This window comes from Streptomyces sp. NBC_00457 (assembly GCF_036014015.1).
Classification (GTDB): domain Bacteria; phylum Actinomycetota; class Actinomycetes; order Streptomycetales; family Streptomycetaceae; genus Streptomyces.
In genome coordinates, this window is the sequence record NZ_CP107905.1 from 182,470 (window position 1) to 197,159 (window position 14,690).

The 14,690-nt window shown below is 67.4% G+C and carries 11 protein-coding genes and 2 pseudogenes; 3 read left to right on the top strand and 10 right to left on the bottom strand.

Translation table 11 applies throughout. The features are described from left to right. Nucleotides 1–387 precede the first annotated feature (387 nt). Nucleotides 388–2,022 (top strand): L-lactate permease, encoded by a 1,635-nt coding sequence (locus OG828_RS00915; protein WP_328499738.1) that lies wholly within the window; start codon nt 388–390, stop codon nt 2,020–2,022. Between the two features lie 165 nt (nt 2,023–2,187). Continuing rightward, nucleotides 2,188–2,577, top strand: a pseudogene (locus OG828_RS49405) (class I SAM-dependent methyltransferase); the annotation flags it as partial. 81 nt (nt 2,578–2,658) lie between these two features. Here the strand turns inward: OG828_RS49405 and OG828_RS00920 are convergent. The 7 genes from OG828_RS00920 to OG828_RS00950 form a co-directional block, all read right to left on the bottom strand. Next, nucleotides 2,659–3,075 carry an SgcJ/EcaC family oxidoreductase gene (locus OG828_RS00920; RefSeq protein ID WP_328499739.1) on the bottom strand — a complete coding sequence of 139 codons (417 nt, stop codon included), beginning with the start codon at nt 3,073–3,075 and terminating at the stop codon, nt 2,659–2,661. Nucleotides 3,076–3,246: 171 nt separating this feature from the next. After that, nucleotides 3,247–4,695, bottom strand: a complete 1,449-nt coding sequence (locus OG828_RS00925; RefSeq protein WP_328499740.1) for an MFS transporter — start codon at nt 4,693–4,695, stop codon at nt 3,247–3,249. Nucleotides 4,696–4,893: 198 nt separating this feature from the next. Beyond that, nucleotides 4,894–5,532 (bottom strand): winged helix-turn-helix transcriptional regulator, encoded by a 639-nt coding sequence (locus OG828_RS00930; protein ID WP_328499741.1) that lies wholly within the window; start codon nt 5,530–5,532, stop codon nt 4,894–4,896. A 110-nt stretch (nt 5,533–5,642) separates the two neighbouring features. Then, nucleotides 5,643–6,899: a styrene monooxygenase/indole monooxygenase family protein gene (locus tag OG828_RS00935; protein ID WP_328499742.1), complete on the bottom strand. Its 1,257-nt coding sequence runs from the start codon at nt 6,897–6,899 to the stop codon at nt 5,643–5,645. A 152-nt stretch (nt 6,900–7,051) separates the two neighbouring features. Beyond that, nucleotides 7,052–7,930 (bottom strand): SDR family NAD(P)-dependent oxidoreductase, encoded by an 879-nt coding sequence (locus tag OG828_RS00940; RefSeq protein WP_328499743.1) that lies wholly within the window; start codon nt 7,928–7,930, stop codon nt 7,052–7,054. A gap of 13 nt (nt 7,931–7,943) precedes the next feature. Next, the gene (locus OG828_RS00945) at nt 7,944–8,570 is read right to left on the bottom strand and encodes a carboxymuconolactone decarboxylase family protein (RefSeq protein ID WP_328499744.1); all 627 of its coding nucleotides are present in this window, start codon (nt 8,568–8,570) and stop codon (nt 7,944–7,946) included. 16 nt (nt 8,571–8,586) lie between these two features. Beyond that, entirely contained in the window at nt 8,587–9,927 is a 1,341-nt protein-coding gene (locus OG828_RS00950) for an ABC1 kinase family protein (protein ID WP_328504774.1), read from the bottom strand. Nucleotides 9,928–10,162: 235 nt separating this feature from the next. Between OG828_RS00950 and OG828_RS00955 the strand changes: the two genes are divergently transcribed. Next, a complete protein-coding gene (locus tag OG828_RS00955; RefSeq protein WP_328499745.1) occupies nt 10,163–11,047 on the top strand; it encodes a maleylpyruvate isomerase N-terminal domain-containing protein in 885 nt (294 codons plus the stop codon). A 943-nt stretch (nt 11,048–11,990) separates the two neighbouring features. Here OG828_RS00955 and OG828_RS00960 read toward each other — a convergent pair. From OG828_RS00960 to OG828_RS00970, 3 genes and pseudogenes are all read right to left on the bottom strand, one after another. Beyond that, on the bottom strand, nt 11,991–12,548 hold the full coding sequence (locus OG828_RS00960; protein WP_328499746.1) for a hypothetical protein: 558 nt from the start codon (nt 12,546–12,548) through the stop codon (nt 11,991–11,993). 281 nt (nt 12,549–12,829) lie between these two features. Next, a pseudogene (locus tag OG828_RS00965) lies at nt 12,830–13,340 on the bottom strand (ISAzo13-like element transposase-related protein); the annotation flags it as partial. A gap of 276 nt (nt 13,341–13,616) precedes the next feature. Further along, complete coding sequence (locus OG828_RS00970) at nt 13,617–14,522, bottom strand: LLM class F420-dependent oxidoreductase (protein WP_328499747.1); 906 nt, start codon at nt 14,520–14,522, stop codon at nt 13,617–13,619. Nucleotides 14,523–14,690: the final 168 nt, after the last annotated feature.

Genomic DNA, 14,690 nt, shown 5'->3' on the forward strand with positions numbered 1-14,690 from the left:
TGGAGTGCCCGGCAGGATGCCGATGACGGTGCGGTCAGTCGCGTGCGGGAAAGAAGCGAGCCCGGTGCAGCCGCCCGGTAGCCGGACGGCTGCACGGTCATGCGGATACCAGGCTCCGAGGAGACAGCGGAATCCTCGATACAAGCACAGCAGGGGCAGTGCGGGCTCGTTGGATTTCTGCGCCCGTTGTCCAGCACCGAGCACGCAGGCTGCGGTAGCCGAGGCCGCCGTACAGCGGCAGACCGTCATCAACCGGTTACGAACGGCTCACCACTCAAGTATGAGCACCAGCCCGCCAGGAGGCTCTGGCCGCAAGGAGAGCCTCCATGAGACCCGGGACTTGCATGTCCTGCGCTGTGCCCGGCAGCCCGAGCTGAGGAGATCGCGGTGTACCAGCAACATCTGCTTCCCTTCGCGGGCTCTCTCGGCTGGAGCGCTCTCATCGCCGCAATGCCGATCATCACGCTCCTTCTCTTGCTCGGCGTCTTCCGCACCAGAGCGTGGGTAGCCACGTTCAGTGGGCTCTCAGTGAGCCTGGCCATCGCATTGTTCGTGTACACCATGCCAGTCGGACAGACCGCCTTGGCGGCGAGCCAGGGCGTCGCCTTCGCGCTGTTCCCGCTGGCTTGGACCTTCACCACGGCGATCTGGATTTACCAGATGACCGTTGACAGCGGACACTTCCAGGTGCAGTGGCGTGCCCTCGTCCGGATCACTGATGACCGTAGGATCCAGGCCTTGCTTATCGCGTTCTGTTTCGGGTCGCTGCTGGAAGCACTCGCGGGACAGGGCACACCCGTTGCGATCACTACGGTGATGCTGCTGGCTGTCGGATTCAGCCCATTCCGGGCGGCGAGTACCGCACTGGTGGCCAACACGGTTCCGGCGGCCTTCGGGCCGCTGGGCCTGCCCATCACCACCCTTGCAAAAGTCACCGGACTGCCTGTGGACGACCTGGGCTCGATGGCTGGACGGCAGGTCCCCGTCATCGCACTCTTCGTTCCGCTGCTGTTAGTGGGCATCGTCGACGGGCGCCGGGGACTGGGCGAACGCTGGTGGCCCGCACTGGCCTGCGGACTAGCCTTCGCGCTCGCGCAGTTCGTCGCCTCGAATTACGTCTCGATGCCCCTGGCCGACATCGCCGCCGCACTGGCCGGCGCTGGCGCTGTGATCGTGACCGCCCGGATCAAAGTGACCTCCCCCGCATCGGTGCCGGTCATCGCCGGAGGAGCGGTCGACCTTCCACCCCCAGCGTTCACGGAGAGGCAGCGGCCGCCCCACGATCGCACGGCCGCTCTGCGCGCCTTCGCACCGTATCTGATCATCGTGATGACATTCACGCTGTCACAACTCCCGCCAGTAAAACGGGCGCTGGAGTTCGCCACCGTCGCGATCGACTGGCCGGGCCTGCACCTGCGCACCGCCTCGGGCGCCCCTTCCACCCTGTCGGTATTCAAGCTCAACTGGCTCTCCGCTCCGGGGAGCCTGCTCCTGGTGTCCGGCCTGCTGACCATGATGGTGCTCCGCATCCACCCGCGGGCGGCTTGCTCCGCCTATGTCCGTACCTTGGGCCAGTTGCGCGAGGCAGTCCTCTGCGTAACCGGGCTACTTGGGCTCTCCTTCGTCATGAACGCCAGCGGGCAAGCCGCCACACTGGGCACGTGGATGTCCGGTGCCGGCCCGTTCTTCGCGGTACTCGCACCGGTCCTGGGGTGGCTCGGCGTTGCCCTCACCGGCTCCGACACCTCATCCAACTCACTCTTCGGCGCACTTCAGGCCACCGCTGCACAGAACACCGGGCTCTCGCCAGTCCTGGTCACGGCCGCCAACGCCTCCGGAGGAGTGATCGGCAAGATGATCTCACTGCAGAACCTGACCATCGCTGCCGGCGCCGCAGGGCTGACCGGACGCGAAGGCGACCTGTTTCGCAAGATGCTGGGCTGGAGCGCTCTGCTGCTTATCGGAATGTGCCTACTCGTCGGTCTGCAATCCACAACCCTCCTGTCCTGGATGGTGCCGTGACCCTCGACGCGCCTGCGGCCCACAGCCACCGGCTGCCTTGACTACGGAGTGGAGGGACGCCGCGCCCGCTGGGCACCGACAGGCACAAGGTCGTTCTGCCGGACGTGACGGCCTACAGGAACGAACTCTTCGCGCGTTCCCGGCTGACTCCGACCTGCCAAGCGGCACGGCGTGGAGGCGTCTCTGACCGAGGACTGGGACGCGGCGCTCCGCAAGGCCGGCTTTGACTCGTCGGCGTCGACGGCGTGGCTCATCGAAGGGCTGCTCTGCTTCCTCACCGAGCAGGCCGGGGACGAGCTGCTGGCCACGGTCACCGCCGGTCCGCACCCGGCAGCCGGATGTTCCTGGACCACCTGCCGTAGAAGGCCCGGGAACTCCTCGAGGCTGTGGTGGCTTCGGGCGCGCAGTGGCTGTCAGTGCGGGACGACCTCGGTCTGTGGCTGGCCGGATCCGGCTGGCAGACGCGGGTGTACGCCGGCCGCGACCCACAGACCGGGTACGGCAGGCCCGTGGCCGAACCCCGGCTGCCGGCTGGTCTCGGGCGAACTGACCTGACCCGCGGCGGCCTGATCCGCCGGAAAACGCTGTGCCCCGTCCCGGTCGGCCGGGACGGGGCACAGTCATATCAGCCCGTGATTACGACTGGCCGGGCCCGACCGACGGGCTGTTGCTGTAGGCCGCGAGCAGCCACTTGCCGTCCTTCTTGGCAAGCACCCAGGTCGCGTACACCGTCCGCTCGGGCGGGGCCTCGCTCTCGCCGGGGATCAGAATGCCTGTTTCGCTGATGACCACGGCCGCGTCGTCGTTCAGGAGCCGGACGTCCAGCACCTTGTCGGACGACCGCGTGCCCTTCAGCGGCCCGTTGAAGGAGAACGCCATGGCGTCGCGGATGCCTTGGCGCGACTTCAGGTACGAGCCGGGCAGGACCGCAGTGGCGTCCTCGAAGTACTCGGCGACGAAGGCGTCCGGGTCGGCGTTGTTCCAGGCCTCGTAGACGCCCTTGACGACGTCGAGGATGGCGGCCTCTTCCAGCTTCTGCTCTTGCGTAGTCAAGATCCTTGCCTCGCTTCGTTCGTGTGTGCTTACGGATCACCGCGGTCGACGGCTCAGAGAACCGATCGCGGCCGGCCACGTGGAACGGGATCGTGTGCACCGGCGCTCTGTGGGAGAGGATTCGCGTCGCCGGTAGAGGAAGGCGCAGGCCTCGTCTCCTTTCTGCGTGAATCAGTCGTTGACCGCCGGAACGGCCGATTCCACAGGCTGGACGGCCGGGGCGGGGGCTGGGGTGAGAGCGCGGTGGCTCGGGTACGCCAGCGACGCGAAGATGCCGACCGCCGAGAACGCCGCACACAGCCCGAGCGCATGGCTGAAGTTGGTGATGAAGGTCTGTTGGGAGGTGTAGTTGCCCGTGTGGGCGAAGACAGTTGCGGTGAACGCGACCCCGAAGACGCCGCCCAGCTCGCGCAGCGTCGCGCTGGTACCCGAGGCGATGCCGGTCTCGTTCGGACCCACCGAGGTCATTACTCCGTTCGCAACGGTCGGGAAGACGATGCCGATGCCCACGCCGGCGACGAGCAGCCCTCCGATGACCTCGCCGAAGCTCACGCCGGGCTCGGCGACCATCGCCACCCATCCGAACCCGATCGCCTGCAGGGCCATGCCCACGGCCATGAACGGGCGGTTGCCGTACTTGTCGGCCATGGGGCCGACGACCGGGGCGATGAACATCGACACACCCGTCCAGGCGAGCAAGTGCAGGCCCGCCTCGAGCGGGGTGTCGCCGAGCCCGACCTGGAGGAACTGCGCCATCAGGAACAGCGCGCCGAACAGTGCCGCGTACATGAAGAAGGTGACCCAGCTCGCCGCGTTGAAGGCACGGTTGCGGAACAGGTCGAGGCGCACCATCGGCATGCGCCTGCGGCTCTCGACCACCAGGAACACTGCCACGACGGCCGCTCCGGCGATCAGCGAAAGGATGACCTGCGCGCTGCCCCAGCCGACGCTGCTGACCCGCACCAGCCCCCAGGCCAGGAGGAAGAAGCCGACGCAGGCCAGGGCCAGCCCGTAGAGGTCGAGGGGCTGGCGCGGACCGTAACTCTCTTTCAGCCGCGACAGCGAGAGCAGGCCTGCCGCCACACCGATGGGGACGTTGAACCAGAAGATCCAGTGCCAGCTGAGCCCGTTGACGACCGCACCGCCGAAGACCGGCCCGATGGCGACCGCGAAGCCCGAGACCGCGCCCCACATGCCGATAGCCGCGCCCCGTTTCTCGACCGGGAAGGCGTCGCTGATCAGCGTGAGCGAGATGGGCATGATGATGGCGGCGCCCAGCCCTTCGCCGGCGCGGGCCGCGATCAGCACGCCGACGTTCGGGGCGAGCGCTGCCATCGCCGACGTCAGCGCAAAGACGACGAGGCCGACTGCGAACACCCGAACGCGCCCGAAGCGGTCCGCCAGCGCGGCCGCGGGCAGTAGGAGGCAGGCGAAGGTGAGGACGTAGGCGTTGATGGTCCATGTGAGGTCGCCGAGGTTCGCGTTGAGGCTGGTGCGTAACGCCGGCAGGGCGGTGGTCACGACGAGGGCGTCCAGGGCGGCCATGAAGACGCCCACCGAGCTGAGGGCCAGCGTCCAGCCTTTGTGGGGTGCTGCTGCCCCGGATTCGGCGGATTGCATGGGTGTGCTCACTCCTTTTGGAGGCTCTGCGGCCTGCGGCGACAGCTATCAACCACACTACTTATTTGGATCAGCTGATTCAATTTTTGAACCGCCAGCCTAGGGGTGCCCCGGAGCGCGCACAACCTGTTCCACCCGACTGCAGCATGGAGAGGTGGAGCTTCACCTGCTGTTCAGCACCGAAATCTGCAGGCTTTGCTACTTGATCAGGGATCTGATCAAGCGCTCGTCGCCGCCGAGCGTCACACGCCCCGCGTCGACGGCGTCGTCGAGCGTTTCGTCACCGGTGATCAGCATCTTGAGGGTGCGGACGTCGGTCTGGACGACCGCGTCGGGCTCGTAGGCGGCGGCGCGGGCGACGTCCAACCCGGCGTCGCTGAAGCGCAGGATGAACCGATCGTCCCCGACGCGCATGTCGCAGGTGCCGGTCACCGGCGCCCCGGCAGCAAAGATGAACTTGGCCTGGGAGCGCAGGGACAGCAGGAGCGAATCCAGGGTCGAAGGGGCATGCCGATCCCAGAAGGGCGACTCCACCGCCCAGTTGCCCAGCGCGAACAGAACGGGCTCCAGGGACCGGCCCCAGTCGGTCAGCTCATACACGGGGCCGCTCACCGGGGCACCCGCGCGGTACTTGCGCAGCACACCGATTTCCTCAAGGTCGCGAAGTCGGATCGTGAGGATGTTCGAACTGGCGCCGCAGAGGGCGGTCCTGAGGTCGCTGAAGCGCTTCGGCCCGAGCAGCAGCTCACGCACCACCAGAAGGGCCCACCGCTCCCCCACGAGGTCCAGCGCGTGGGAAACCGGGCACCCTTCGCCGTAACTGCGCTTCTTGTTCATGCTTATACCATAACTCCGTTACGTTTTCGGGCCTTGGGGCGATCGGACCGGCGGCGGGAGTCTCCCCTCGTCACAGATCCCGCTGCTCGTGCACCAGTGATGCCCATGTCTCAGTGGGCTGATCCGGCCGCGGCGCCGACGACCTCGGCGAGGTAAGCGGCGGCCTTGTCGGGGTCCGTGAACCACTCGAGGAAGTCGTTGGGGTCGTCGAAGGCCTCGGTGTAGCGGTTCGCGATCGCGGGGAACTGGCTTGCGGCCCCTAGGAGCTCGAGCATGTGCGGGGGCGGCGGCTGGAGCATGATGTTCGTCCACTCGGTGGTCGCGCGCCCGTGCTGCGTCCAGAACGTCTCGAAGGCGCGCTCCATGAACGCGCCGTCGAAGGGCCGGTCTCCGTGCTCCAGGATGGCGTCGAGGTAGACGGCAGCGAACTTGGCGGCCATGTTCGACCCCTGCCCCGTGATGGGGTCGTTGGCCACGACGACGTCTCCGATGCCCAGCACGCGGCGGCCGGAGGGCAGCGTCGCGACCGGATGACGGACAACGGGGGCGAACCCGCCGCGCAGCGTGGCGCCCGCGTCGGTGAGTTCCAGTTTGCTGTACTGCTCGCGCGTCCACGGCACGTGCAGCTCGAGCAGCTCGACGAAGCGCTCCAGGTGCTGCTGGGGCGACTGGACGTCGCCGAACACGTCCAGCGGCCCGCCGGGTATGGCCTCGAAGAACAGGATGTGGCAGGGACCTGAGACGGTCAGCGCCGGCATCACGATCATCTCGCCCTTGCCCGGCAGCATGTGGAACTCCACTGTGTGGTCACCGGGATCGGCCGGATCGGGCTGGTAGCCGTTGACGTAGACGACCGAGAGCATCCGCTGCGGCGCCGCATACGGCGATCGGGACGCGTCGCGCTCGAACTGTTCGGCCAGTCCGTCCTTGCCGGCGGCGACGATGACGAGGTCGTACACGCCCGCCCACGTGTCGAGGTCCGCGGCAGTGGCGGTTTTGATGATCAGGTTGCCGCCGTTCTCCACGAACAGCCGCAGCCAGCGCGACATCTTGAGCCGCTGGTCGATGTCGGCGCCGGGCTTCTTCAGCGGGCTGGTCCAGTCGACGACCGGCGTGGGTCCCTCGGCGCCCACCATAAAGCGGGTGAAGGGGGTTCGGGGCGCCTGTCCGTCCCAGAAGTAAATTCCGAGATCGCGCTCGAACTTGAGCGTGCTGTCGAACTGAAACTGCGACGACATAATGTTGCCGTGCTCGATCTCGTCAGCCGTGCGCGCCGACATCACGGTCACGTCGTAGTCGTGCCGCTGCAGTCCGAGGGCGAGTTGCAGCCCAGACTGCCCGGCGCCGACGATCAGGACTTTGCGCATACCGAGCCACCCTCTCTCTTCTCGCGGTGACGCAAGGGTTCCTATTGGCGGTTCGTGTTCGTCTCAAGTGTCCTCATGCCGGGCGCAGCCGCCTTCTCTCGTTTTGCCCACAAGGGCCGCGACGGGAATTCGGTTATTCCGACGCGTGTCGGCTAGGGCGTCGGAAAGAACGTGCGGACGAACTTCTCCCAGGCCCGCTCCCCGAAGATCACGCGCTGTGGCCGCAGCAGCCGCACCGGTATGCCGAGGCGGTAGCGGATCCGCGGACGGCGCACAGTGATCGCCTTCTCGACGAGGGCGGCGACGTCGCCTGAGCGCAGCGACAGGCGGCCGCGGCCCTTCGGATGCTCGACCTCCCGGTAGGCGCCGTGCCAGACGACGAAGCGCTCCCAGAAATCGCCGTACGGATCATTGTCCGTGGAACCGGGAGCGAGCCCGAGGTCACCCACGGTGGTCGGGACGAACGCGCCAAGGATGGGCGAGGGCTCGATGACCACGACCTTGATGCCGAAGCGGCGCACCTCCAACCGGAGCGAGTCGCCGATCGCCTCGAGGGCGTGCTTGGTGGCCTCGTAGTAGCCGCGCCCTGGGGTCGCGAAAAGCCCGAAGATCGAGGACATGATGACGATGCGGCCCGATCCCTGCTCCCGCATGCCCGGCAGAACCAGTTGCGTCATCCGGGAGAGCCCGAAAACGTTCGTCTCGAACTGGCGGCGGACCTCCTCCATCGGGGTCTGCTCGATCGTGCCGTTGAGGCTGTACGCGGCGTTGTTGATCAGCACGCCGACCGCGCCGTGCTCGGCGGTGATCCGGTCGACGGCCGCGATCATCGACTCCTCGTCGGTCACGTCGACCCGCAGGGTGGTGATGCCCTCCTGCGCCAGGTCCTTGAGACCCTCCAGGCTCCGGCCGCTTGCGTAGACCGGCCATCCTGCACGGTGCAGCCGGAGCGCGAGGGCCCTGCCGGTACCCGACGAGAGCCCGCTCAGCGAGGAGACGCCGGTGATCAGAACCGCGCGGGACGGATTCATGGTCGGCCCCGCCTCAGTCGGCCGCGGCGGCCGCGGCCGATTCGGAGTCGTGCGGCAGTTCCTGCTGGGATATGCGGCTTCTGGTCACCGTGGTGCCGAGCCCGAGACCGTCCACCAGGCGGGTGATGAAGTTGAACAGCGCCGCGCAGAAGAACGCCTCGAGCAGTTCGTCGGTGGTCCAGCCGGCGTCCAACGCCACCTGCCAGTCCTTGTCGGTGATCCGGTAAGCGCTGTGGCTGAGCTTGGTCAGCAGGTGCAGCAGCACCCGGGTGCGCTCGTCCACCGGAAGGTCGTCGGGCGAGTCCGCGGCCTCGATCGCATGGGCCAGTTCCTCGCTACCACCGAAGACCTGCAGGAAGAAGTTGTGCGTGCCGACACAGTACGGGCACTGGTTCACTTTCGACGTCCAGGCGGAGATCAATTCCCTGGTCTGCCGGGGCAGCTTGCCGTGGTTGAAGACGCCGTCGTAGCCGGCGAGCATGGTCTCGAGCAGTTCCGGCTTGGACGAGACCAGCCGGAACATGTCGGGCACGAAGTCCAGCGAGGTGACTTCCTTGGCACGCTCGTAGAGCTCTGCCAGACGTCCGGTCGCGTCCGCCTCGTCGATCAGCGGAACGCGGACTCCCGAATTCCCATCCATCTGCACACCTTCCTTCTTATGAGCCAACCGAAGTGCGTGGCATGTTCCTTCGGCGGAGCACGGGCATCGCCTCCGCCTGGAAGTCGAGTTCCGGATCGAGGCCCTGCACGATTCCCTCGACCACCAGAAGCGAGAGCAGCGGGAACGCGAACTCGGGCACCGGATACAGTCCGAAACGCCGCTGGAGATCGAAGAGCCGTCCGGCGAACTTCGCCAGATTGAATTCACCGGACCGGGCCCCGGACGACTCTGTGACGAGTTCGGTGAGGCCCGCACGGAATCCGTCGAGATCGCAGCCCTCGGCGATACTCGCCGCGCTCTCGATGATGATCTCGGCGCAGAGCGGGCCGTTGCCCATGGCCATGTTGATGAAGAAGTCCGCGAACGAGGCGCGTACCGGGCCCGACAGCTTGATCACAAAACCAGCGTCGACGATGACCAGGGAGCCGTCGTTGTTGATGTAGAGGTTTCCTGGGATCAGGTCGCAGTGCACCAGTCCGTCCACGAAAAGCATCTCGTAGACCACCGACATGACCCGGCGCGCGGCGACCTTGCGTGCGTCCGCGGAGAGCGACTCCGGCGCCGTACGGGCCAGCCCTTCCACGTACTCCATCACCAGCACGTCCTCGGAACACAGCTCAGGCAGCGGTGCCGGGATCCGAATCCACTCGAACTCGCTCAGGTTCGCGCGCAGGTCGCCGAGTGCCACGCGCTCCGCCGTGAAGTCCAACTGGCGCAGGATCGCACCGCCCACCTGCGCGTGCATGACCTTGAAGGGCATTGACCGCAACTCTGGCAGCTGTTGCATGGCGCCCATGGCCAGCGCGGTCAGCCGGAAGTCCCGCCACATCACGCGGCTGATACCCGGCCTGCGCACCTTCACCGCCACCTGCCGGCCGTCGAGGGTGACGGCGCGGTGGACCGTCGCGATGCTCCCGGTGGCCACCGGCGTCGAGCTGAATTCGGCGAACGGCCATTCCCGACCCTGGTACGCACGGCGCAGAACGCCCTGCAGGCGGGCCCACCGAGGCGGAGGCGTCGCGTCCGCCAGCCGACCCAATTCCGCGCACACGTGCTCCGGCAGAAGATCTCGTCGCGTGCTGAGCAACTGGCCGATCTTGATGTACGACGGCCCGAGCGAGGTCAACAACGACGAGAGACGCTCGCCCGCTCGCGCCCACTGGCGCCGCCGCAGGCGCGCGCCGAGTGCAGCGGGCCCGAAGACCACGGCATAGCCGAACACGGTGCCACCGACCCGGACAACGCGAAGCGCCGTGCCAGGTAGTTCCGCGAGAAATCCAGCCGATCTCGCCATGTCTGTCCCTCCCGCCCACGCGATGGGCAACGTAAGCCGCACGGACAAGCGCGGCCCATCACGATCGCTGACGTAGGAAATCGTCGGCGTGCGAGGAGGTGAGCGACTACTCCGAGCGTGCCCTGCCCAGCACGCTCGTCGGCCCGTCCGCCGGTTTCGCGGCACGGCCGTAGCGCACGACGTCGGCGGCACATTCGAAGAACTGCGCCGCCTGCCGCCGCGCCACACTGGACCTCACGAACTGGCGGGCTTCACGCGACGGGAGGGCGGGAGGGTGATGGGAACGCGGTATCAGACACACCGGGCCATCGGGGCGACGAGGATCACGCCCGAAAAGTGGCGCGCGGCGCGCGCCGCGGTCGAGGACGTCGCCGACCGCTTCAGCGCCTTGGTCGAGTACGCGGATCCGCAGGCCATGGCGACGGCCGACTGGACCGTGATGGATACCGCGGCCCACGTCGCCGCCATCTCCTGGCTCAACACCTCCGCAGTGGTGTCTGATGACACGCCATTCCCGATGCCGGGAATGCGAAAGCAGATCGCCGCGACCACGGTCGACAACATCCACGCCGGCCTGAACTCGGCGCTCTTCCGCGCTTACCCGGAACGCGATCCCGGCGAGGTCGTGGGCAGGCTCCGTTCCTCGATCGACGAGATCCTGCGTCTGACCGCCACCGCGGACCCCACCAGGACCATAAGCTGGCTCGGCGGTTCGAAAGTCCCCCTCGCCGGCTTGGTGGCCCACCTGACCAACGAGCTGCTCCTGCACGGTCGCGACATCGCCCGCGCCGTCGACCTGCCTTGGCGTATTCCGCATGAGTACGCGGCGCAGTTCTTTGAGCTCTTTCTCATCGAGATCGCCCGCAACGGCGCCGGCCACATCCTGGACGACGACAGACCGGTGCACCAGGGTCGCATTGCAGTGGAATTCCGCTCTGACTACACAACTCCCGTCACGATGGTTCTGGATACCGGTGCAGTCTGGATCGAAGAGCCGAGCCGCGACAACGACGTGCGCGTCTACTTCAAGCCCGCCGCCCTGAGCCTCATGCTCTTCCACCGCATCCCCCGCGCCAAAGCAGCGATGACCGGCTCACTGCGTGTCTGGGGGCGGCGCCCCTGGCTCCTCGCCCCATTCCTCCGCAAGGTCCGCCTCCCGTAGGCCGTACTTGAGTAGCTGTTGTCGTGCCGGACTTGAGCGGTGTCTGTCGAGCGAGGGTTCCCGGTTGGGTGATCTTGCCGTGGCGGCGGCATGAGGGCAGGGTCTGCTGCGTAGCTCGTGGGTGTCGAATCCATGGAGTGTCAGGCAGCCCTGTTGTCTCCGTCTTCTGTGCTGGTGTCCGGGGGTCCAACTCGGCCGTTCTGTTGTGTGATTGCCTTGCGCACGTGTACGGCAGCGCTGGCCGACCGGCCCGACAGACGGCGGGCCGGTATCCGTCGGAACTGACCGACGCCGAAGGGGCCGGGCCGCGGAGCCGACCGCCGGGGGAATCGACTCGCGGCCGGTCAAAGCGGACGCCGTCGTCGGAGCGGACAGCCGCAGGTTAACGGCGGCAAGCAGTTCAGATCTCCGCGTGATCCTGTCGGGCAGAGGGGCCCGAGCCAGTGGAACCGGCCGGGCGGTGCAGGAGGTCGACGCGGTTCGAGGTGTGACGGCGAGGCCGGGACGGAGGCATGAGGTGCCGCTTGGCGAACAGGGCCAGCAGGCCGTAGCCCGCAAGTAGCAGCACAACAGTGAGAATCCATTCCTGGGACCCCCCTGGGCGGAAAACCCGGCCGGGAGTTCCCATGTCTACGGCCTTGACCTGCTGGCCGTTGTAGAGCGATCCGCGTCCGCTGCTGGAGAGGGTTACCCTCGTGTGCCAGACGGCGCCGTCGCGCGACCGGAACGTTCCCGACCAGCCGCAGCTCTCATGCCCGGGGTGGCTGACGCATTCGAGTCGGACCGCGGTGAAGGTTCCTGGTTTGCCGTCGGCCGTAGCGGCGAAGAGGGCCTTGCCAAGATTCGGTAGCGAAACGTACAGCAGCAGGCAGCCGGCCGCCAGGATCGCGAGGGAGGTGACCCGCGAAGGCCTTCGGCGGGTTGCAGTGGCGGCCACGGCTCGCTATGCCGGTTCCGCAGCGCAGGTGCAGCGCGGAGCAGAGGCTGCCTCCTTCGCCGGCCTACTGTGCAGGATCATGGCAACCAGCATCGGCATCGTCACCACCGCGTTATAGAACAGGTGAAGCTCCACTCGGGGTGCCACCAGTTGGATGATGCTCGTCGGGACCGCCCGCCCCGCCAGATACGCGCCTGTGAGTGCCTGGATCAGCAGCAACAGATGCTCGATGTGATGCCAGAACTGCACTCCGAGCGTGATGTTCCACCATGTGCGGGCGGTGCCGGTAAATCCAGGCCGTAGCAGCACGAAGCCAGCCAGCATGATCAGTGCGTAGCCATAGTGCATCCACTCCGAAGTGACCAGCCACGGAAAGGGAATGCCCAGCACACCGCGGGCTTGCGGTGCCGACCAGCCCCAGATGTAGATCTGGACCGCCTGGGCGACGTGCTCCGCCCAGTGGACGAGAACGATGATCAGGAACACACGCAATCCGGTGCGGTGAAGTCTGCTGTTGAGGGCACCGAAAGTGCGTGCCTGGTGGGCATGCGCGCTGGCCGTCATGCGTGATCCTCCAGTTCTGAGTCTGGGACGAAGCCATCACAGCAGCACCACGCAGGCAGGGGCTTCTTCGTGGGTGCGCAGTCGACTTCGGCGACCGTCGCTGGCCACGAGGAAAGATCGTCAACTTGCCTGGCACCGGGGCGACTTGTGTGGCAGGCAGACGCAAACAAGCGGCCGGCCGTCGCTCACCAGCTGCCCGCCCAACGTTTCACCAACGGGATGCTGCGACAGTTGCATCCCGATCACCCCGTCAGGCGGGACGCCGCTGCTGTCGTTCTGCCGGCACCGGAGTCGTGGTCGACACCTACGTTGCCCGAACCGGTGTTGCGGATGACCTCCACCCGCCCGGCCACAGGCGGCCGCCCGATCTGCTCTCGCTTCTTCGCATCCACGCTGATCGCCGGCTCACCGTCGGCATGGCGGTGCTGCTTGACCTGCTCGTTGATGTAACGGAACTGGGCATCTCCGTCGGGATGCTGGCTGCCCTCGACGGTCTTGACGTTCGCCTGCGGACTGAAGCCTTCCTGCCCGAGCAGCCAGCCCACCGTCGATACGGACACCGGTGCCCGAACACGACCGCAGAGCAACGGCCCGGCGCCCGCCTCGAGTTCTGCCACACCCCGGCGCCCGGTGGTCTCGCTGACCGCGGCAACTGCGTACGTACGCAGGTCGCCGTGCTCGAGCAGCCGGACCTCCGTCGCCAGAGGCAGACGTCTCTGCCACTCGTTCAGGTGCTGCAACAACACCGAACCCGCACCGGAGCTGGGAACAGGTCTCCTTCGGGGCCGTCATACTCCCCCGCGGCACGGCGCGGTCGCGGTTTTGATTGCCCCTGCCTGCCGCACGCCGCACCGTTCCGTGCGGCCCGGCGCCGCGAAGCAATGACCGGCACCCCCTTCAGGACTGGCAATTGCTCCCTGACGGCGAGGGCCGCCCAGTCGGGGGCAACCCCCATCCCCGGACGAGCGGCGCGTCTTCAGCAGGCCAGCGTGTGTCGCCGAGGACGTCGCGGCCGCTGGCATTCGGCTGCCGGACATTGTGGTCCTCGGCGACGTCGTGGGTTCGCGCTCAGCCGAACGACGCGATGAGCTCCAGCGTCCGCGCGTTCTCCTCGTCGGTTCCGAAGAGCGTCGCCATGAACTCGGTGGCGCCCGCGTCGGCGTACCGCCGCAGCTCGCGTTCCACGGTCGCCTCGTCGCCGGCGATCGCGACGTCGACCGCCGTGGCGACACCCTCGCGGTCGAGCATCGCCCGGTAACTCGGCTCGCCACCGGTGCCCACGGCCGCGTAGATGGTGCCCAGCAACTCGCGCCGCGCTGACGGGTCGTCGGACACGCAGACCGCCAGGCCGACCACGACGCGCGGCGCCGGACGTCCGGCCTCGCCAGCAGCACGGGTGATCGTCGGCACCACATGGTCGGCGATGGTGCGCGGCCCAGTGAATTGCGTGACGGTGCCGTCCGCCAGCTCGCCCGCCAGCCGCAACATCGCCGGACCGAGCGCAGCTACCATCAGCGACGGCGGCGTCGCAACGGGCACGTCGAGCGCACCGACGGCCGTCAGTGTCTCGCCGCGGTACTCGACGGGCTCACCGCGGAGCAGCGGCGCCAGGGCCGTGACGTACTCGCGCACGTGCCGCACCGGCTGGGCGTAGGAGTATCCGTAGATCCCCTCGATGGTCGCACGGTGGCTCGGACCGATGCCTAGCGTCAGCCGCCCGCCCGTCGCGCCCTGCACTGTGAGTGCCTGCCCTGCCAGCGCCAGCGGGTGCCGAGGGTAGGTCGGCACGACGGCGGTGCCCAGCTTGATGCCCGGCACCTCACGACCGGTGACGGCAAGCGTGGTCAGCGCGTCGCCCCCGAAGACCTGGGGCAGCCACGCCGTGCTCACGCCCGCCTTCACCGCCGCCCTGACCTGTCCGACCACGCCGTCAAGCGTCAGCCCGTGCGTGGTGACAAGCACACCACTCCGCATATCAGCGCTCCTATTCATCCCCAACTGCCGCTTCGGCTCACGCACTCCGCCTGCGATGCGTCAGATGTGTCGACGCAGTCCGGTCATGCACGTCGGCAGGATCCACCGACGGCCCTCGCTCACCGCACAGCGTGCGCGTCTGGGTGCTGGTTTTTTGCACTACATAGG

Bases quoted from the DNA above. Each gene is read 5' to 3' on its own strand.
- OG828_RS00925 (WP_328499740.1), bottom strand. From the start codon at position 4,695: ATGCAATCCGCCGAATCCGGGGCAGCAGCACCCCACAAAGGCTGGACG.
- OG828_RS00930 (WP_328499741.1), bottom strand. From the start codon at position 5,532: ATGAACAAGAAGCGCAGTTACGGCGAAGGGTGCCCGGTTTCCCACGCG.
- OG828_RS00935 (WP_328499742.1), bottom strand. From the start codon at position 6,899: ATGCGCAAAGTCCTGATCGTCGGCGCCGGGCAGTCTGGGCTGCAACTC.
- OG828_RS00940 (WP_328499743.1), bottom strand. From the start codon at position 7,930: ATGAATCCGTCCCGCGCGGTTCTGATCACCGGCGTCTCCTCGCTGAGC.
- OG828_RS00945 (WP_328499744.1), bottom strand. From the start codon at position 8,570: ATGGATGGGAATTCGGGAGTCCGCGTTCCGCTGATCGACGAGGCGGAC.
- OG828_RS00955 (WP_328499745.1), top strand. From the start codon at position 10,163: ATGGGAACGCGGTATCAGACACACCGGGCCATCGGGGCGACGAGGATC.
- OG828_RS00960 (WP_328499746.1), bottom strand. From the start codon at position 12,548: ATGACGGCCAGCGCGCATGCCCACCAGGCACGCACTTTCGGTGCCCTC.
- OG828_RS00970 (WP_328499747.1), bottom strand. From the start codon at position 14,522: ATGCGGAGTGGTGTGCTTGTCACCACGCACGGGCTGACGCTTGACGGC.